This window comes from Streptomyces sp. NPDC050121 (assembly GCF_044460385.1).
GTDB lineage: Bacteria > Actinomycetota > Actinomycetes > Streptomycetales > Streptomycetaceae > Streptomyces > Streptomyces soliscabiei.
The window spans coordinates 286,917-304,105 of the sequence record NZ_JBITJV010000006.1 but is presented as its reverse complement, the minus strand read 5'-3'; the positions used below and the strand labels follow the sequence as shown (position 1 = coordinate 304,105).

Below are 17,189 nucleotides of genomic sequence, written 5' to 3'. Positions count from 1 at the left end.
TGGGTATTGCCACACCATGGGTGGCGATCGCTGCCGCTAGTGTCTGTCCGCTACCTACAAAAGCCCGGAGGACCCATGGCGTTCGGCTGGATCGACGAGCAGGCGGAGCTGCGCCGCCGCGCCGGACTTGTGCGGACGCTGCGGCCCCGCCCGGCCGACTCGCCGCTCCTCGACCTCGCGAGCAACGACTACCTGGGTCTGGCCCGGCATCCCCGGGTCGTGGCGGGGGCCGTGGAGGCCGCCAGGACGTGGGGCGGCGGCGCGACCGGTTCCCGACTGGTCACCGGCACCACCGAGCTGCACGGCGAGCTGGAGCGGGAGCTCGCGCAGCACTGCGGGTTCGAGGCGGCCCTCGTGTTCTCCTCCGGGTACGCGGCCAACCTCGCCGCCGTCACCGCGCTGGCCCCGCACGGCTCGCTGATCGTCTCCGACGCGGGAAACCACGCCTCGCTCATCGACGGCTGCCGACTGGCCCGCGGCGCCACCCAGGTCGTCGGACACGCCGACCCGCAGGCGGTGCGCAAGGCGCTCGGCACGCACGACGGTCCGGCCGTGGCCGTCTCCGACACGGTCTTCTCCGTCGACGGCGACGCCGCCCCGCTGGTGGCCCTCGCGGCCGCCTGCCGGGAGCACGGCGCCGGACTGGTCCTCGACGACGCCCACGGGCTCGGCGTGCTCGGGGACGGCGGCCGAGGCGCTCCGTACGCGGCGGGTCTCGCGGGCGCCGACGACGTCGTCGTCACGGTCACGCTGTCGAAGTCGTTCGGCAGTCAGGGCGGTGCGGTGCTGGGCCCCGCGCGCGTGATCGACCATCTGGTCAACGCGGCTCGGACGTTCATCTTCGACACCGGCCTGGCCCCGGCGGCGGCGGGCGCGGCGCTGGCCGCCCTCAGGCTGCTACGCGCGGAGCCGCAGCGCGCGCCGCGCGCCCGTGCGGTGGCGGACGAGCTGTACTCCCGGCTGACGGCCGCGGGCCTGGAAGCGGTGCGTCCGGACGCCGCGGTCGTCTCCGTGCGTGCGCCGTCCCCGGAGGAGGCCGTGCGGTGGGCGGCGGACTGCCGGTCGGCAGGCCTGGCCGTGGGCTGCTTCCGTCCTCCCTCCGTGCCCGACGGCATCTCACGCCTGAGGCTGACCGCCCGTGCGGACCTCTCCGGGGCCGAGCTGGAACGCGCTGTACGGGTGATCGACGAGACACGACCATGAGTCGGCGTGACACGGCCGTGGGTCGCCGCTGAGCACCGATTGCCGACTACTGCGGTGTGGTGTGCTGCGGTGTGCTCAGCGGAACGCCGCCGTGAAGCCCGTCCAGCTCTCGGGGGAGAAGAGCAGGGCGGGTCCGGCCGGGTCCTTGGAGTCGCGTACGGCGAGCAGGCCGGCCCAGGGGCCGATGGCCGGCCGGGCGGTCTCCACGCAGTTGTTCGCTCCCGTGCTGTAGCTGCTGCGCAGCCACCGCACCTGCGGGAGATGATCGGAATCGGTACTGGAAGGTACGTTCCGCGGTAGTGCGGACATGGTGCCTCCTTACGCGCCGTCGGCTATCGCGGCGATGTAATCCGATGAGTCCCCGGGCGAAAGGGCGTGCGCCCGAAGGGCGTTGAAGGCCTCGGTGTAGGCCTGGAGGTCTTCTTTCCGTTCGAGATAGACGCTACTCGTCAAGTGGTCGAGAACAACCACATCCAGATCAGAAGTGCGCGAAAATGAGAAGATAACGAAAGGGCCGGTTAGGCCGATATGCGCCCCGGCGGAGAACGGCAGGACCTGAAGTCTCACCTGCGGCAGCCGGGCCGCCTCCACCAGCCGGCCGAGCTGATGCGCCATCACCTCGGGCCCGCCCACCTCCCGCCGCAGCACCGCCTCGTCCAGCACCGCGTTCAGCTCCAGCGGCGGCTGCGCGCGCAGCACGTCCTGGCGGGCCAGCCGTACCTCCACCAGGGTGTCGAGCTGCTCCTCGTCGACGCCCTCCACTGCGGCCCTGGTCACCGCGCGCGCGTACTCGGGCGTCTGCAGTAGCCCCGGTACCACACTCGTCTCCAGTGTGCGCATCGCGCTCGCCTGGGACTCCAGACTGATGAAGTCACGGTAGGTGGGCGGCAGCACCCCCCGGTAGGCGTGCCACCAGTGGTCTCGACCGCCGCTGCCCTCGGCGCCCGCCAGCGCCAGCATCAGTTCCCGCAGCTGTGGATCGGCCACGCCGTAGGCGTCGAGGAGTAACCGCACATCGGCCGGTTTTGACCCACTGGTGCCGGTCTCGATGCGGCTCACCTTGGACTGGTGCCAGCCCACGAGCCGGGCCGCCTCACCACTGGTGAGGCCCGCCTGGGTACGCAGTGTGCGCAGTTCGGCGCCCAGTTTCCGGCGGCGCACCGCGGGACCGTGTTGCATGGGCTCCTCCTTACTCCTTACGGGCCGTCCAAATACGCTCTGTCGTCGCAGAGTTCACCGCATCGAGCGACAGATATATGCATAACTTGGTGGATCGCCACCCGTGACCGGCGTGGTAATGGCAGTCTGGCGAAGAAGCACCAGTCCGGGACCGTACTCGAACCACACGCACCGTGTCGGACTTCGGTCCCGTGGGAAAGGGACGACGTCGCCATGGCAGATCACCTGGAAGCATCCGTCACTCTGCCGAGCGATCCCGCTTCGGTCTCCACGGCACGCGGCTTCGTGGTCGGCACTCTCGGGGAGTGGGGTCTGCCGGCGGACACGGAGGCAGCCGACACCGTCCGGCTGATCGTCTCAGAACTCGCCACCAACGCCGTACAGCACACTTTCGGGCAGTCACCCACCTTCACGGTGGACCTCGTCCTCGACCGTGACGAACAGCTGCGCATCGGCGTCACCGACAGCCACCCGCGCTTCCCGAAACGACTGCCGGCCGCCGTCCAGCAGGACAACGGCCGAGGCCTGGTGATCATTCGCTGGCTGACCGCGGAGTGCGGCGGCAAGCTCAGAGTGCGGCCCACCCGGGAGGGCGGCAAGACGGTCACCGTCGTACTCCCGTGGACCGTCCCGGCGGCGGAGCCGGTGGCCGGAGCCCTGACTGCCCCGGCGGAGGGCGAGATCCCGGGGCGGTGACGGCGCGTCAGGGACGCCGGCGTCGCCCCGGGAGGCTCACTGGACCCGATGGCTCAGCGGACCCGGCCGTACCAGACGCTCTTGCTCCAGATCTTCTGCAGTTTCACCACGTCCCCGGTCTTCGGCGAGTGCCAGATCTTGCCGTTACCCGCGTAGATCCCGACGTGGTACACGTTCGAACCCGAGTGGAAGAACACGAGGTCGCCCGCCTTGCGGCTGGACGCCGAGATGTGCTTCGTCTTGTTGTACTGCTGGGCCGCCGTCCGAGGCAGGGTCTTGCCCGCCTTCTTGTACGAGTACAGCGTGAGCCCGGAGCAGTCGAACCTCTTCGGCCCGGTGGCCCCGTACTTGTACGGAGCGCCCTTCTTGGAGGCCGCGATCTGGAGTGCCTTCGTCGCCGGTGTGGCAGCCGAGGCGTCCGGGGCGAGCCCGGGAACCACGACCGAGCCGCCGACGGCGGCGATGGCGAAGGCCGAGGCCGTACCGGCCCGGACCATGAGCGACGGGACACGATTGAGCGCAGTCATGCGCAACCCTTCGTCAGCCGCCTGTGAAGGATGACCTGTCGGATTCGGGCTGGCGAAGTTGCCCGGCCGCTGACGCGGCTTCACCCCAAGGGCTGCTCGGCCCGGTCATGGCGTGACCGTTCCGGCGACCCGTCGTGCTTGGGTCCTCCACTCCTGCCGATGCACTTCTGTCGACCGGTCGTCCGGGCGGCGGCAGGACTCGGCGTCCGCCCGGACCGCCCCGCCTCTTGTGGCGGGGGCTTGTCGTCAGTCAGGGATCTTGGCTCACGGATGTCCGAAAATCCCAACGGAACCGGGGATTTGTGGGGTTACTCACCACTCACCCGTTCGGGTGGACACCCTGATGGCCGATCAGGTGTCAAGGCGGCCACAGGGCCCCGGACCAGCGGTGGAGCCCTTTATTCCGCCCGAAGAGCGTCCATTTGCGCAACCTCTACCGGCCGTGGAAGGCAGCGCACGCTACGCCGAACGGGGGTCGCCCGTCTGGTCCGTTTCAACTCCGGGCCGGACGGCACGCACGGGGCGCGGACCGCCCGGCCGGAGCCGGGTCGCGTCAACTGTCGGAGAGCGGAGGCACCGTGACGCGCGCCGTGCGGCGCTCCCCGTCCAGGACGCGCAGCGCCCGCGCGAGCGTCGGGGCGTGCAGCTCGTTCTCGCCCCGCTGGTGCATCAGCGCCAGCGCGTCACGCAGTACGGCGGCCTTGCTCACCAGCGCCTGGGCGGCCCGCAGCCCGCGGTACGTGTCGCCGTGGTGGGCGGGGTTGATACGGCCGAGCAGGTCGACGACGTCGAGGTAACCGTCGACCAACTCGGCCTCGGCGCGCGTCAACGCGGGCAGCGGCGGCAGTTCGGGCACCATCGGCCCCTCACCTCCCGCCCTGGCCGGCCGAGGTCTTGCGGGTGGAGACGATGCCGTCCACCAGGCCGTACGCCAGGGCCTCCGGGGCGGTGAGGAACTTGTCGCGCTCGATGTCCGCGCTGACCTGCTCCGGGCTGCGCCCGGTGTGCAGGACGAGCATCCCCTCCAGGGTGGCCCGGATGCGCGCCAGTTCATCGGCCTGGATGGCGAGATCGCTGGCCTGTCCTTCGACGGGCTCGGGCAGGGACGGCTGGCGGATCGTCATCCGCGCGCCCGGCAGCGCGAACCGCTTGCCCGGCGTGCCCGCCGCGAGCAGCACCGCCGCCGACGAACCTGCCTGGCCCAGACAGGTCGTCTCCACGTCGCAGGTGACGTACCGGATCGTGTCGTACAGGGCGGTCATCGCGCTGAACGAGCCGCCGGGGGAGTTGATGTACAGCGCGATGTCCCGGTCCGGGTCCTTGTGCTCCAGGTACATGAACTGGGCCATCACGTTGTTCGCCGAGAAGTCGTCGATCGGCGTCCCCAGGAAGACGATCCGCTCCTCCAACAGCTTCGAGTACGGATCCATCGTCCGGCTGCCGAAGCTCGTGCGTTCGGTGAACTCGGGCAGGACATGGCGGGCGGACGGTCGGGTCATCGGAAAGCCCCTCCTTCTGTGTCGGGCGCATCTGTAAAAAATGTACAGGACGTACGTGACGTTAGAATGGGGGTATGGCCTACGAGATTCCGGTGACGCAAGCCAGGGCTGAACTCGCCGACCTGATCAACCGCGTGGTGTACGGCGGAGAGCGCGTCGTCGTGACACGGCACGGCAAGCCCTTGGTCGCCCTCGTCTCCGCCGCCGACCTGGAGCGACTCGACGAGCTGGACCGGCCCGTGGAGGAGCCGGTGATCCGCTCCGTCTCCGCCGTGCGCGAGGTCGCGTCCGCTCCCCGCGAACAGCAGCGGTTCGGCATCGCGGCGGAACACCGGGGGCCGAACCCCTCGTGAGGACGCCGCCGGCCGGCGAGCTGTATACGGTTCGGTCCTCGGTGCCGTCCCGGGCGGCCTTGCCGTGGGATGGATACGGCGGGAGGACCTGGGCGCGTCGATGAGCGGGACGCCGCCCGCTGTCGCGATCATGCATCGGGCACCGCCCGGTTAACAGGCCCGAAACGCGGTCCAACTAGCCTGCCGGTCCATGCCACCAGGGACTTTTCCCCGTGGCCGCGGCAACCGGGCCCCGCACGGCCCGGAGCGAGGATGTGAGGTGGGACGTGCAACTGACCCCGCACGAGCAGGAGAGGCTGCTGATCCACGTGGCGGCCGACGTCGCCGAGAAGCGCCGGGCCCGTGGGCTCAAGCTGAACCACCCGGAGGCCGTGGCCCTCATCACGTCGCACATCCTCGAAGGCGCGCGTGACGGCCGTACGGTCGCCGAGCTCATGTCCTCCGGCCGCAAGCTGCTCACCCGCGACGACGTCATGGAGGGCATCCCCGAGATGATCCACGACGTGCAGGTCGAGGCCACCTTCCCGGACGGCACCAAACTCGTCACCGTCCACGACCCGATCGTCTGAAAGGGCCTCGATGATTCCCGGAGAGATCCTGTTCGCGGACGAGCCCGTCGTGTACAACGAAGGCCGCGAGGTCACCCGGCTGACCGTCCTCAACGCCGCCGACCGGCCCGTCCAGGTCGGCTCCCACTACCACTTCGCCGAGGCCAACCCGGGCCTGGCCTTCGACCGCGCCGCCGCGCGCGGCAAGCGGCTGAACGTCGCCGCCGGCACCGCCGTGCGCTTCGAGCCCGGGATCCCCGTCGACGTCGAACTCGTCCCCCTTGCCGGCGCCCGTGTCGTACCCGGGCTGCGCGGGGAGACCGGAGGTGCCCTCGATGCCTGAGATCTCGCGTGCCGCCTACGCCGACCTGTTCGGCCCGACGACCGGCGACCGCATCCGGCTCGCCGACACCGACCTGCTGATCGAGATCGAGGAGGATCGTTCCGGCGGCCCCGGCCTCGCCGGTGAGGAGGCGGTCTTCGGCGGCGGCAAGGTCATCCGTGAGTCCATGGGCCAGTCCCGCGCCACGCGCGCCGACGGCACGCCCGACACCGTCATCACGGGCGCGGTCATCGTCGACCACTGGGGTGTGGTGAAGGCCGACGTCGGCATCCGCGACGGGCGGATCACCGGCATCGGCAAGGCCGGCAACCCCGACACGATGGACGGCGTCCACCCGGAACTGGTCATCGGCCCCGAGACCGAGGTCATCGCGGGCAACGGACGCATTCTGACGGCCGGCGCCGTCGACGCGCACGTCCACTTCATCTGCCCGCAGATCGCCGACGAGGCGCTGTCCTCGGGTGTCACCACGCTCGTGGGCGGCGGCACCGGGCCGGCCGAGGGCTCGAAGGCGACCACCGTGACCCCCGGCCCCTGGCACCTCGCGCGCATGCTGGAGGCGATGGAGCAGTACCCGCTGAACATCGGGTTCCTCGGCAAGGGCAACACCGTCTCCCAGGAGGCGATGCTGTCGCAGATCCGGGGCGGGGCGCTGGGCCTGAAGCTGCACGAGGACTGGGGGTCGACCCCGGCCGTCATCGACGCCTCGCTGACCGTCGCCGACCGGACGGGCATCCAGGTCGCCATCCACACGGACACCCTCAACGAGGCCGGTTTCGTGGGCGACACCCTCGCCGCGATCGCCGGCCGCGGCATCCACGCCTACCACACCGAGGGCGCGGGCGGCGGACACGCGCCGGACATCATGACCGTCGTCTCGGAGCCGCACGTGCTGCCGAGCTCGACCAACCCGACCCGGCCGTACACGGTGAACACCGCCGAGGAACACCTCGACATGCTGATGGTGTGCCACCACCTGAACGCGGCGGTCCCGGAGGACCTGGCGTTCGCCGAGTCCCGGATCCGGCCGTCCACGATCGGGGCCGAGGACGTCCTGCACGACCTCGGCGCGATCTCGATCATCTCCTCCGACGCGCAGGCCATGGGCCGGGTCGGCGAGGTCGTCATGCGGACCTGGCAGACGGCACACGTGATGAAGCGGCGCAGGGGTGCGCTGCCCGGCGACGGCCGCGCGGACAACCACCGGGTACGCCGCTACATCGCCAAGTACACGATCAACCCGGCGCTCGCACAGGGCCTGGCCCGCGAGATCGGCTCGGTCGAGGGCGGCAAGCTCGCCGACCTGGTGCTGTGGGAGCCGGCGTTCTTCGGCGTCAAGCCGCACCTCGTCATCAAGGGTGGGCAGATCGCGTACGCGCAGATGGGCGACGCCAACGCCTCGATCCCGACCCCGCAGCCGATCCTGCCGCGGCCGATGTACGGGGCGATCGGGCGCGCGCCGGCGTCGAACTCGTTCAACTTCGTGGCCCCTCTCGCCATCGAGGACGGGCTGCCGGAACGGCTCCAGCTGGGCAAGAAGTTCGTCGCCATCGACTCCACACGCGCGGTGACCAAGGCGGACATGCGGGAGAACGACGCCCGGCCGCGCGTCCAGGTCGATCCCGACAGCTTCGCCGTGCACATCGACGGGGAACTCGTCGAGGCGACTCCTGCCGCCGAACTGCCCATGGCCCAGCGGTACTTCCTATTCTGATGGACACGTCGACGACAGGTGGTCCGTGATGGGCGGGGCAGCACTTCTGGTCCTGGCCGACGGCCGCTTCCCCGCCGGAGGGCACGCGCACTCCGGCGGGGCGGAGGAGGCCGTCAAGGCCGGGCGGATCACCGACGCGGCGAGCCTGGAGGCCTTCTGCCGGGGACGGCTGCACACGGCGGGGCTGGTGGCCGCGGCGCTGGCCGCGGCCGCGGCCGCCGGGGCGGACCCGGCGCAGCTGGACGCGGCGGCGGACGCCCGCACACCGTCCCCGGCGCTGCGGACGGCCGCACGGCGACTGGGCCGGCAACTGATGCGGGCCGCCCGCGCGACCTGGCCGAGCGCCGAACTGGACGCCCTGGCACGGGAGTTCCCCAAGGGGGCGCACCAGCCGGTGGTCCTGGGCCTGACCGCGCGGGCGGCCGGCCTGGGGGCGCAGGACGCGGCGTACTGCTCGGTGTACGAGAGCGTGAGCGGGCCGGCGACGGCCGTGGTGCGGTTGCTGAGCCTGGACCCGTTCGAGGCGAGTGCCGTCCTGGCCCGGCTGGCGCCGGAGCTGGACCGGGTGGTCGACCGGGCGGTGTCCGCCGGCACGGCGGTGGCGGCGGGCGGGGTCGACGCCTTGCCTGCGGCTTCCGCGCCGCTGCTGGAGATCGGGGCGGAGGTGCATGCGGCTTGGGCCGTGCGGCTGTTCGCCTCCTAGGTTGCTCGCCCCCGCCGCCCCTTCCCGTCCCATCCCCGGGGGCTTTGCCCCCAGACCCCGTTCGGCCCTGAAACGGGCCTCGTCCTCAAACGCCGGACAGGCTGAATCGGCCCAGACCGGCTGAACAGGAGCCGTTGTGCATCTTGGTCACTCCACCCACGGGCCCGCCGCCGTCAGTGCCGACGCGCGTCGGTCCGACGGTTCGCGCCGGGCCCTGCGGATCGGGCTCGGTGGGCCCGTCGGGTCCGGGAAGACCGCCACCGTCGCCGCGCTCTGCCGGGAGCTGCGGGACGAGCTGTCCCTCGCCGTCGTCACCAACGACATCTACACCCGCGAGGACGCCGAGTTCCTGCTCCGGGAAGCCGTGTTGCCACCCGAGCGGATCACCGCCGTCGAGACGGGCGCCTGTCCGCACACCGCGATCCGGGACGACATCTCCGCCAATCTGGAGGCCGTGGAGGATCTGGAGGACGCCGTCGGGCCGCTCGATCTCGTGCTGGTCGAGTCCGGCGGGGACAACCTGACCGCCACCTTCTCCAAGGGGCTCGTCGACGCGCAGATCTTCGTGATCGACGTCGCGGGCGGGGACGACATCCCGCGCAAGGGCGGGCCCGGTGTCACCACCGCCGACCTGCTCGTCGTCAACAAGACCGACCTCGCGCCGTACGTCGGCTCCGACCTCGCCCGGATGGCCGCCGACGCCAAGGCCCAGCGCGCCGAACTGCCCGTCGTCTTCCAGTCGTTGCGCGGCGACAGCGGGGTGAGCGACGTCGCCGCGTGGGTGCGGACGAGGCTCGCCGCATGGACGGCGTGACATGAGCGGGGTGCACGCCACCGCGCGGATCGGGGCGCGCGGCGACGGGCGTGGGGGGACCGCGCTGCCCGTTCTGGAGAGCGACGGGCCGCTCGCCCTGCGGCGCACCCGGGGCACGGGCGGTCAAGCGCGGGTCGTGCTGGTCGGAGCGATGAGCGGACCCCTCGGCGGCGACCGCTTCGCCGTCGAGGCGGACGTAGGCAGCGGCGCCCGGCTGCGGGTGGGATCGGCCGCCGCCACCATCGCGCTGCCCGGCCAGACCAAGGACGAAGCCCACTACGACGTACGCCTGAGGGTCGCCGACGACGGTGAACTGCACTGGCTGCCCGAGCAGTTGATCTCGGCCAAGGGCAGTGACCTGTTCGTCGCCACCCGGGCAGACCTCGATGCCGGGGCCCGGCTCGTGCTGCGCGAGGAGCAGGTCCTCGGGCGGGTGGGGGAGGAGCCCGGCCGGCTCACCAGCCGGCTCGTCGTACGGGTCGCCGGGCGGGTCGTCCTCGATCAGGAGCTGGCCTGCGGGCCCGGCGCTCCCGGTGGCTGGGACGGGCCCGCCGTACTCGCGGGACACCGCGCCCTGGGCCAACTCGTCGTCGTCCGGCCCGAGTTCGCCGAGCAGGCGGTGGCGGCCCGGGTCCTCGGGGAGCAGGCTTGTGTCATGCCGCTGGCCGGGCCCGCCGCCCTCGTCACCGCCGTGGCGCCCGACGGCCTGCGGCTGCGCCGTGTGCTGGACGAGGCGCTCGCCGCGCTCGACATCCGGTGAGCGGTACGTTCTGCTCCGGTTATCGGATTGGCAAAGAAGGTCAACGGCACCTGTTCTCAGGCACCTCACAGCCGAGAGGATCCCTCTGCCGCCATAACTAGGTAGGGAGAGGGCCCACTTGAGGGACATACGACCGACCAAACGGACCGCTGCGCTCGGCTCGGCCGGTGTACTCGTCGCCGCGACGCTGCTCGCCGGCGCCGTCGCGGCGCCCACGGCGAGCGCGACCAGCAGCCGCCCCGGGCAGGACCGTGAGGCGCGCGGCGCCGCGATCGCCGCGGACCGCGCCGCCAAGGCCGGCATCGACTGGCAGGACTGCCCCGCCGACTGGGGCCTGGAGAAGCCGATCCAGTGCGGTTGGGTCACCGTGCCGCTGGACTACGCCAGGCCGAACGGCAAGCAGATCAAGCTGGCCGTCGACCGCATCGGCAACACGGGCACGCCCCAGGAGCGCCAGGGCGCGCTCGTGTACAACCCCGGCGGCCCCGGTGGCTCCGGCCTGCGCTTCCCGCGCCGCGTCACCACCAAGGCCCCCGTGTGGACCAACGTGGCCAAGGCCTACGACTTCGTGGGCTTCGACCCGCGCGGGGTCGGCCACTCCGCGCCCATCTCCTGCATCGACCCGCAGGAGTTCGTCAAGGCGCCCAAGGCCGACCCGGTCCCCGACAGCGCGGCCGACAAGCGCGCGCAGCGCAAGCTCGCCCGTGAGTACGCGGACGGGTGCGCCGAGCGCAGCGGCAAGGCCGTGCTCGCGCAGATGACCACGCCGAACACCGTCCGCGACCTGGACGTCATCCGCGCCGCCCTCGGCGAGAAGAAGCTCAACTACCTGGGCGTCTCCTACGGCACCTACATCGGCGCCGTCTACGGCACCATGTTCCCGGGCCATCTGCGTCGCATGATCGTCGACAGTGTGGTCAACCCCTCCCGCGAGAAGATCTGGTACGAGGCCAACCTCGACCAGGACGTCGCCTTCGAGGGCCGCTGGAAGGACTGGCAGGACTGGGTCGCGGCCAACGACGCGACCTTCCACCTGGGCACCACCCGCGCCGCCGTCCAGGCCAAGTGGCTTCAGCTGCGCGCCACCGCCAAGAAGAACCCCATCGGCGGGGTCGTCGGCCCGGCCGAGCTGATCTCCTTCTTCCAGAGCGCCCCGTACTACGACTCCTCGTGGGTCCCGGTCGCCACCGTCTTCAGCAAGTACGTCGCCGGGGACACCCAGGCCCTCGTCGACGCGGCCGCCCCCGACCTCACGGACACGGCCGGCAACATCACCTCGGAGAACGGCAACGCCGTCTACACGGCCGTCGAGTGCACCGACGCCAAGTGGCCCACCAGCTGGCAGAAGTGGGACCGGGACAACACGGCGCTCAACAAGAACTACCCGTTCATGACCTGGGCCAACGCCTGGCTGAACCTGCCGTGCGCCACCTGGCCGGTCAAGCAGCGGACCCCGGTGGACGTCAAGACCCGCAAGGGCCTGCCGCAGGTGCTGATCGTGCAGTCCACGCGTGACGCGGCCACCCCGTACGACGGCGCCGTCGAACTGCACCAGCGATTCAAGGGCTCGCGCCTGATCACCGAGAAGGACGCCGGCTCCCACGGCGTGACCGGCCTGGTCAACACCTGCATCAACACCCGGGTGGACGCCTACCTCCTCACCGGCAGGCTGGACACCGCGGACGTGACCTGCACGCCGCACGCCACGCCGAAGCCGTAACCACCGGCAGCACGACGGCAACGAGGGGCGACCGGAGCAATCCGGCCGCCCCTCAAGCATCTTGACGAACCATCGATTCGGACCATCAACCCGAACCATCAACCCGGGCCGTCAACTCAGCGGCAGCCGACGGAACTTCCGTTCCTTCTGCGGCTTCTGCGGCTTCTGCGGCTTCTGCGGCTTCTCCGGCTTCTGCGCCTTCTCCGCCTTGGCCGCGGCGGCCTCCTCCGCCTTGGCGACGGCCGCGTACTGGTCCACGTACTCCTGCTCGGACAGCATCAGGATCGCGTACATGATCTCGTCGGTGATCGCGCGCAGCACCGCCTTCTCGTTCTCCATGCCGAGGTAGCGGGAGAAGTCGAGGGGCTTGCCGAAGCGGATCACCACGGGGTGCAGGGTGGGGATCTTCTTGCCGGGAGGCTGTGCCTCGAAGGTGCCGATCATCGCGCAGGGGATCACCGGCGCCTGGGCCTTCAGGGCCATCACCGCGACGCCGACCTTGCCCTTGTAGAGGCGGCCGTCGTGCGAGCGGGTGCCCTCCGGGTAGATGCCCAGCAGTTCGTCCTTGCTCAGGACGCCGAGGCCCTCGCGGATCGCCGCCTGGCCGGCCTCCTTGCCCGAACGGTCGACCGGGATCTGTCCGGCGCTGCGGAAGAAGGTCGCCGTCAGCCGGCCCTTGATGCCGGGGCCCGTGAAGTACTCGGCCTTGGCCAGGAAGGTGATGCGCCGCTTGAGGACCGCGGGCATCAGGAAGTGGTCCGAGAACGACAGGTGGTTGCCGGCGATGATGGCCGCTCCCGACTCGGGGACATGCTCCAGACCCTCTATGCGGGGGCGGAAGAGCAGTTTGAGCAGCGGCCCCAACACCACGTATTTCAGGAGGTAGTAGAACAAGGGAGTCGCTCCTCGGGTCCGGCGGATCGGCTCGTGGCCGTGTTCCAGCAGGTCAACCGGCATGGTGTGGGGTGTCAGTGTAGGGGCAGGCGGCGACGGCCGGAACCGTGCCGATCCAGGTGCGCGGCCCGTCCTCGCCGTCATAGCCGTACGACGACCAGGGCCGTGTCGTCGGTTGCGCCGCCTGGCGGCAGCAGCTCCAACAGGACGGCGTCGGCGAGGGTTTCCGGGTCGGCTTCCCGGTGCCTGGCGAGGGCGTCGGCGAGGCGGTTCACGCCGGTGTCGATGTCCTCCCGCCGGCGTTCCACCAGCCCGTCGGTGTACAGGGCGAGGGTGGCGCCGTCGTCGTAGGAGGTGCACGCCTGGGGTCGGGGGGCCGGGGTGGGGCGGGCGTCGAGCGGGGGATCGGTGGCCTGGTCGAGGAACTCCACGCGGCCGTCGGCGTGGACGAGCACCGGCGGCGGGTGCCCCGCGCTGCTGTAGGTGATGGTGTGGTGGTCGAAGTCGATGAACGTGGTGACCGCGGTGGCGGACTCGGCGCCGTCCACGACATGCGCGTACCGCCCGAGGACGTTCAGCGCCTCCGCCGGTCCCTCGGCGACCCGGGAGGCCGCGCTGAGCGCGCTGCGCAGCTGGCCCATCACCCCGGCGGCCTCCAGACCGTGCCCGACGACGTCACCCACCGACACGCCGATGCGGTTGCCGCCGACCAGGTCGACCAGGTCGTACCAGTCCCCGCAGACGTTGAGTGCGCCCACGGCCGGCCGGTAGCGCACGGCCGCCCGGTGGTGTCCGACCTGATGGCGGGCCGGCAGCATCGCCTCCTGCAGGACCAGGGCCACCTCGCGTTCGCGGGCGTGCGCCCGGCGCAGCCGCTCGTTGAGCTCCTGCAGCTCACGGGCCCGGGTGTACAGCTCGGCCTCCAGGACGCGGCCCCGGCCCCGGCTGTCGACCTGTGATCCGTTCCCGCCCGCCCCGCGCCGGCCGCGGGCCCGGATCAGCTCGGTGACCTCCTCGACCCGGTGCACCAGCAGCACCACCGATCCGTCCGGACCGTGCACCGGCGCGTTCACCGGGCTCCAGTAGCGCTCCTCCCACTCGCCGGGGCGCTCGACCGACTCGACGTCGTAGCGCTGCAGTGCCATGGCGTCCCGCTCGCCGGTGGCCAGCACCCGGCGCAGCGAGGCCTCCAGGTTGCGCATGCCGGTCGCGGCCTGGTCGTTGGGGTTGTCGGGAAACACGTCGAAGAGATGCCGGCCGATCATCTGCTCGCGCTTGCGGCCCGTCGCGCGCAGGAACTCCTCGTTGGCGTCCGCATACACCAGCTCGGGCGTCAGCAGCGCCACCATGCCCGGCAGGGCCTGGAACACCGCCGCGTAGTCGATCGCCGTGTCGTTCATGGCTCGCGTCCCATCCGCCGGTATTGCGCCATTTTCTCATGTGATGTGACGAATATGGGATTGTGCTCAGACGCCGGGATCGGTGAGCGACTGCTCGGCCCAGATGATCTTCCCTTCGGGGAGGAAACGGGTGCCCCATCGCTGGGTGACCTGGGAGACCAGCAGCAGTCCGCGCCCGCCCTCGTCGGTGGTGCGCGGATGGCGCAGGTGGGGTGCGGTGGCCCCGCCGTCGAAGACCTCGCAGACCAGGGTGCGCTCGCGGATCAGCCGCAGCCGGATCGGGCCGGTGGCGTACCGGATGGCGTTGGTGACCAGCTCGCTGACGACCAGCTCGGTGGTGAACGACAACTCGGCGAGGCCCCACTGCGCCAACCGGCGGCTCGCGGTCTTACGGGCCTCGGCGACCGCCGCCGGGTCGGCGGGCAGCTCCCAGTCGGCGACCTGGTCGACGGCCAGTCGGTGCGTGCGGGCCATCAGCAGGGCCACGTCGTCGTGCGGCCGGGCCGGGACGAGTGCGTCGATCACGGCCCGGCAGCGCAGGTCGAGACGGTCCGACGCCCGTTCCAGGGCCAGCCGCAACCGCTCCCGGTCCGTGTCCAGCGACCAGTCCTCGCCCTGGGCCAGCAGCCCGTCCGTGTGCAGCGCGAGCGTGCTGCCCTCCGGCAGGGTCACCTCGGCCGACTCGAACGGCGGGCCGCCCACGCCGAGCGGCGGCCCCTGCGGCAGCTCGACGAACGTGACGGTGCCGTCCGGCAGGACGACGGCCGGGGCGGGGTGCCCGGCGGCGGCCATCGCGCACCGCCCGTCCACCGGGTCGTAGACGACGTACACGCACGCCGACCCCACGGTCTGCGTCCCCTCGGCCCCCGGCTCCGCCCGCCCCTCTCCCGCCGCCACGCCGTCCTCGTGGTCCATGCGGGTGACCAGGTCGTCCAGGTGCGCGAGGACCTCCTCGGGCGGCAGGTCCAGGGCGGCGAGGGTGCGTACGGCGGTGCGGACGCGGCCCATGGCCGCGGCGGCGTCGATGCCGTGCCCGGGCACCTCGCCGACGACCAGGGCGACCCTGGCCGCCGACAGCGGGATCAGGTCGTACCAGTCCCCGCCGAGGCCGGTCAGCTCGTCGGCCGGCCGGTAGCAGGCGGCCACCTCGACCGCCTCCTGCTCGGGCAGCCGGCGGGGGAGCAGGTTGCGCTGGAGCACCAGGGCCGCGTCGCGCTCGCGGGTGTAGCGGCGGGCGTTGTCCACGCAGACGGCGGCCCGCGAGACGAGGTCCTCGGCCAGGGCCAGGTCGTCCTCGTCGAACGGCTCGCGCCGGTGGCCTCGCAGGAACGTGGTCACGCCCAGGGTGGTGCCCCGTGCCCGGACCGGCACCACCAGGACACTGGGCGGCTCGGCCGCGGAGGCCCCGGCCGACCCCCACCCCTCGGTGAGCCGCTCGGCCCGCCAGGGCCGCCCCGTCACCAGACAGCGCGCCGGCGGCGAGTCGACCGGATAGACAACGGCGGGGTCACCGGCGACGTCCCCGAAACCCTCGCACCCACCCGTCGCCCCACCCGCCTCGCGCGGGGCGGCGGACCCTTCGAGGCCGTCCTGCGCCGGAGGCGAGTCGGTCCCGTGGGCGACCGTGGGGGTGTCGGTGGCGTCCTCCAGGCCATCGGTCCCGCCCGTCGGCCGGCTCGTCCCGTGCGGGGGAACGGGGCCTTCCGGGCCGTTCTGGGGCGGGAGTGAGTCCGTTTCGTGGGTGACTGTGGGGGTGTCGGTGGTGGCTGTGCGTCGGCCGGCTCTGTGCAGGGTGACGGTGTTCTTCGGGGCGTCCGTCGGTCGCTCCTGGGCGGGCTCCGCGCCGCGCAGGACCGGCTCCAGCAGGTCCACGGTGACGACGTCGGCGAAACCCGGCACGGCCATGTCGGCCAGTTCCTGGGCGGTGCGGCCGATGTCCAGGCTACGGCCGATGCGCCGGCCGGCCCGGTCCAGCAGCGCCAGCCGCTGCCGGGCGCGGTGGCGCTCGGTCATGTCGACGACCGTGTAGTACACGCCCGTGGGATGACCGTGGTCGTCGTCGAGCCGGGTGAACGACAGCATGTGCGCCGTCTCCCGGTGCGGCGAGGCCCGTACATGCCCCAGGTGCTCGTAGCCGACGAGGGGCTCCCCGCTCTGCAGCACCCGCCGCATCTGCGCCTCGATGGCCTCGGAGTCCAGACCCGGCTGGACGTCCGCGAGCCGCAGGCCCAGCCGGTGCTCGGGCGGCCCGCCGCCGAACCGGGCGAGGGCCGCGTTCGACCACACGAAGCGCAGGTCGGTGTCGACGATGGCGATGCCGATCGGCGAGCCGCTCACCATCTTCTCCAGCACGTGTCGGCTCATGCTCCAGCCGGGGGCGTCGCCGCGCTCGTTCAGCAGGACCAGCCAGCGTGTCGGGCCGCCGGGCTCGTCGGCCGAGGTGATCCGGGCCATGACCGGGATCGGCCGGCCGTCCCCGCGGCGGGCCGACAGCAGTCCGGCCCAGCCGCCCTCCCGACGGCACCGCTCGAGGACGTCCGGCACCCGCGCGGCGTCCGCCCTGGTCAGCAGCCCGGCCAGCCCCCTGCCCACCGCGTCGGCCGCCGGATACCCCAGCAACCGCTCGGCGTCCCTGGTCCAGCCCCTGACCACACCGCCCGCGTCGAGCAGGAGGGGGGCGGCATCCGCCACGTCGAACCGCCGACGGGCAACGTCGTCCTCGTCGTGTGTGCCCACGGTCGACCTCTCTGTCGCTGAGAGTGGTCTACCACCTCCTGACTCAATCATCACCCTGCCTGCGCGACCGGCGCCGAGCCACCCGGGGACTGCGGGGCCG

The 17,189-nt window shown here is 71.8% G+C and carries 18 protein-coding genes and 1 riboswitch; of the genes, 10 read left to right on the top strand and 8 right to left on the bottom strand.

The window, feature by feature from the left end:
* Positions 1–75: 75 nt before the first annotated feature.
* The gene (locus ACIBTS_RS12520; RefSeq protein WP_399318806.1) at positions 76–1,203 is read left to right on the top strand and encodes an 8-amino-7-oxononanoate synthase; all 1,128 of its coding nucleotides are present in this window, start codon (positions 76–78) and stop codon (positions 1,201–1,203) included.
* A gap of 75 nt (positions 1,204–1,278) precedes the next feature.
* Here the strand turns inward: ACIBTS_RS12520 and ACIBTS_RS12515 are convergent, their stop codons facing one another.
* Positions 1,279–1,512 carry a DUF397 domain-containing protein gene (locus ACIBTS_RS12515; RefSeq protein ID WP_079663737.1) on the bottom strand — a complete coding sequence of 78 codons (234 nt, stop codon included), beginning with the start codon at positions 1,510–1,512 and terminating at the stop codon, positions 1,279–1,281.
* Between the two features lie 9 nt (positions 1,513–1,521).
* On the bottom strand, positions 1,522–2,382 hold the full coding sequence (locus tag ACIBTS_RS12510) for a helix-turn-helix transcriptional regulator (RefSeq protein ID WP_319675164.1): 861 nt from the start codon (positions 2,380–2,382) through the stop codon (positions 1,522–1,524).
* A 213-nt stretch (positions 2,383–2,595) separates the two neighbouring features.
* Between ACIBTS_RS12510 and ACIBTS_RS12505 the strand changes: the two genes are divergently transcribed.
* On the top strand, positions 2,596–3,078 hold the full coding sequence (locus tag ACIBTS_RS12505; protein WP_399318804.1) for an ATP-binding protein: 483 nt from the start codon (positions 2,596–2,598) through the stop codon (positions 3,076–3,078).
* A gap of 53 nt (positions 3,079–3,131) precedes the next feature.
* Here ACIBTS_RS12505 and ACIBTS_RS12500 read toward each other — a convergent pair whose 3' ends face one another.
* From ACIBTS_RS12500 to ACIBTS_RS12490, 3 genes are all read right to left on the bottom strand, one after another.
* A complete protein-coding gene (locus tag ACIBTS_RS12500; protein WP_319675166.1) occupies positions 3,132–3,605 on the bottom strand; it encodes a C40 family peptidase in 474 nt (157 codons plus the stop codon).
* Between the two features lie 3 nt (positions 3,606–3,608).
* Positions 3,609–3,820: riboswitch (cyclic di-AMP (ydaO/yuaA leader) on the bottom strand.
* Between the two features lie 338 nt (positions 3,821–4,158).
* Positions 4,159–4,464: a hypothetical protein gene (locus ACIBTS_RS12495; protein ID WP_399318802.1), complete on the bottom strand. Its 306-nt coding sequence runs from the start codon at positions 4,462–4,464 to the stop codon at positions 4,159–4,161.
* Positions 4,465–4,471: 7 nt separating this feature from the next.
* Complete coding sequence (locus tag ACIBTS_RS12490) at positions 4,472–5,104, bottom strand: ATP-dependent Clp protease proteolytic subunit (RefSeq protein WP_399318800.1); 633 nt, start codon at positions 5,102–5,104, stop codon at positions 4,472–4,474.
* 74 nt (positions 5,105–5,178) lie between these two features.
* Between ACIBTS_RS12490 and ACIBTS_RS12485 the strand changes: the two genes are divergently transcribed.
* From ACIBTS_RS12485 to ACIBTS_RS12450, 8 genes are all read left to right on the top strand, one after another.
* Complete coding sequence (locus ACIBTS_RS12485) at positions 5,179–5,457, top strand: type II toxin-antitoxin system Phd/YefM family antitoxin (protein WP_079663743.1); 279 nt, start codon at positions 5,179–5,181, stop codon at positions 5,455–5,457.
* 266 nt (positions 5,458–5,723) lie between these two features.
* Positions 5,724–6,026 carry an urease subunit gamma gene (locus ACIBTS_RS12480; RefSeq protein ID WP_010988499.1) on the top strand — a complete coding sequence of 101 codons (303 nt, stop codon included), beginning with the start codon at positions 5,724–5,726 and terminating at the stop codon, positions 6,024–6,026.
* A 10-nt stretch (positions 6,027–6,036) separates the two neighbouring features.
* Positions 6,037–6,348: an urease subunit beta gene (locus ACIBTS_RS12475; RefSeq protein ID WP_399318798.1), complete on the top strand. Its 312-nt coding sequence runs from the start codon at positions 6,037–6,039 to the stop codon at positions 6,346–6,348.
* A complete protein-coding gene (locus ACIBTS_RS12470) occupies positions 6,341–8,062 on the top strand; it encodes an urease subunit alpha (protein WP_399318797.1) in 1,722 nt (573 codons plus the stop codon). The genes ACIBTS_RS12475 and ACIBTS_RS12470 overlap by 8 nt, the downstream gene beginning before the upstream one ends.
* A 28-nt stretch (positions 8,063–8,090) precedes the next feature.
* On the top strand, positions 8,091–8,765 hold the full coding sequence (locus tag ACIBTS_RS12465; RefSeq protein WP_399318795.1) for an urease accessory protein UreF: 675 nt from the start codon (positions 8,091–8,093) through the stop codon (positions 8,763–8,765).
* Between the two features lie 136 nt (positions 8,766–8,901).
* Positions 8,902–9,579 carry an urease accessory protein UreG gene (ureG, locus tag ACIBTS_RS12460; RefSeq protein WP_399318794.1) on the top strand — a complete coding sequence of 226 codons (678 nt, stop codon included), beginning with the start codon at positions 8,902–8,904 and terminating at the stop codon, positions 9,577–9,579.
* 1 nt (position 9,580) lies between these two features.
* A complete protein-coding gene (locus ACIBTS_RS12455) occupies positions 9,581–10,339 on the top strand; it encodes an urease accessory protein UreD (protein ID WP_399318792.1) in 759 nt (252 codons plus the stop codon).
* Positions 10,340–10,457: 118 nt separating this feature from the next.
* Positions 10,458–12,059 (top strand): alpha/beta hydrolase, encoded by a 1,602-nt coding sequence (locus tag ACIBTS_RS12450; RefSeq protein WP_399318790.1) that lies wholly within the window; start codon positions 10,458–10,460, stop codon positions 12,057–12,059.
* Between the two features lie 111 nt (positions 12,060–12,170).
* Here the strand turns inward: ACIBTS_RS12450 and ACIBTS_RS12445 are convergent, their stop codons facing one another.
* From ACIBTS_RS12445 to ACIBTS_RS12435, 3 genes are all read right to left on the bottom strand, one after another.
* Positions 12,171–12,953 (bottom strand): lysophospholipid acyltransferase family protein, encoded by a 783-nt coding sequence (locus tag ACIBTS_RS12445; RefSeq protein ID WP_399318892.1) that lies wholly within the window; start codon positions 12,951–12,953, stop codon positions 12,171–12,173.
* 140 nt (positions 12,954–13,093) lie between these two features.
* Positions 13,094–14,353 (bottom strand): PP2C family protein-serine/threonine phosphatase, encoded by a 1,260-nt coding sequence (locus ACIBTS_RS12440; protein ID WP_399318789.1) that lies wholly within the window; start codon positions 14,351–14,353, stop codon positions 13,094–13,096.
* A gap of 66 nt (positions 14,354–14,419) precedes the next feature.
* Positions 14,420–17,089, bottom strand: coding sequence for a SpoIIE family protein phosphatase (locus ACIBTS_RS12435; protein ID WP_399318787.1), 2,670 nt, complete (start codon positions 17,087–17,089; stop codon positions 14,420–14,422).
* Positions 17,090–17,189 lie beyond the last annotated feature (100 nt).

Coding starts and splice junctions, on each gene's coding strand:
- ACIBTS_RS12520 (WP_399318806.1), top strand. CDS start 76: ATGGCGTTCGGCTGGATCGACGAGCAGGCGGAGCTGCGCCGCCGCGCC.
- ACIBTS_RS12515 (WP_079663737.1), bottom strand. CDS start 1,512: ATGTCCGCACTACCGCGGAACGTACCTTCCAGTACCGATTCCGATCAT.
- ACIBTS_RS12510 (WP_319675164.1), bottom strand. CDS start 2,382: ATGCAACACGGTCCCGCGGTGCGCCGCCGGAAACTGGGCGCCGAACTG.
- ACIBTS_RS12505 (WP_399318804.1), top strand. CDS start 2,596: ATGGCAGATCACCTGGAAGCATCCGTCACTCTGCCGAGCGATCCCGCT.
- ACIBTS_RS12500 (WP_319675166.1), bottom strand. CDS start 3,605: ATGACTGCGCTCAATCGTGTCCCGTCGCTCATGGTCCGGGCCGGTACG.
- ACIBTS_RS12495 (WP_399318802.1), bottom strand. CDS start 4,464: ATGGTGCCCGAACTGCCGCCGCTGCCCGCGTTGACGCGCGCCGAGGCC.
- ACIBTS_RS12490 (WP_399318800.1), bottom strand. CDS start 5,104: ATGACCCGACCGTCCGCCCGCCATGTCCTGCCCGAGTTCACCGAACGC.
- ACIBTS_RS12485 (WP_079663743.1), top strand. CDS start 5,179: ATGGCCTACGAGATTCCGGTGACGCAAGCCAGGGCTGAACTCGCCGAC.
- ACIBTS_RS12475 (WP_399318798.1), top strand. CDS start 6,037: ATGATTCCCGGAGAGATCCTGTTCGCGGACGAGCCCGTCGTGTACAAC.
- ACIBTS_RS12470 (WP_399318797.1), top strand. CDS start 6,341: ATGCCTGAGATCTCGCGTGCCGCCTACGCCGACCTGTTCGGCCCGACG.
- ACIBTS_RS12465 (WP_399318795.1), top strand. CDS start 8,091: ATGGGCGGGGCAGCACTTCTGGTCCTGGCCGACGGCCGCTTCCCCGCC.
- ACIBTS_RS12455 (WP_399318792.1), top strand. CDS start 9,581: ATGAGCGGGGTGCACGCCACCGCGCGGATCGGGGCGCGCGGCGACGGG.
- ACIBTS_RS12440 (WP_399318789.1), bottom strand. CDS start 14,353: ATGAACGACACGGCGATCGACTACGCGGCGGTGTTCCAGGCCCTGCCG.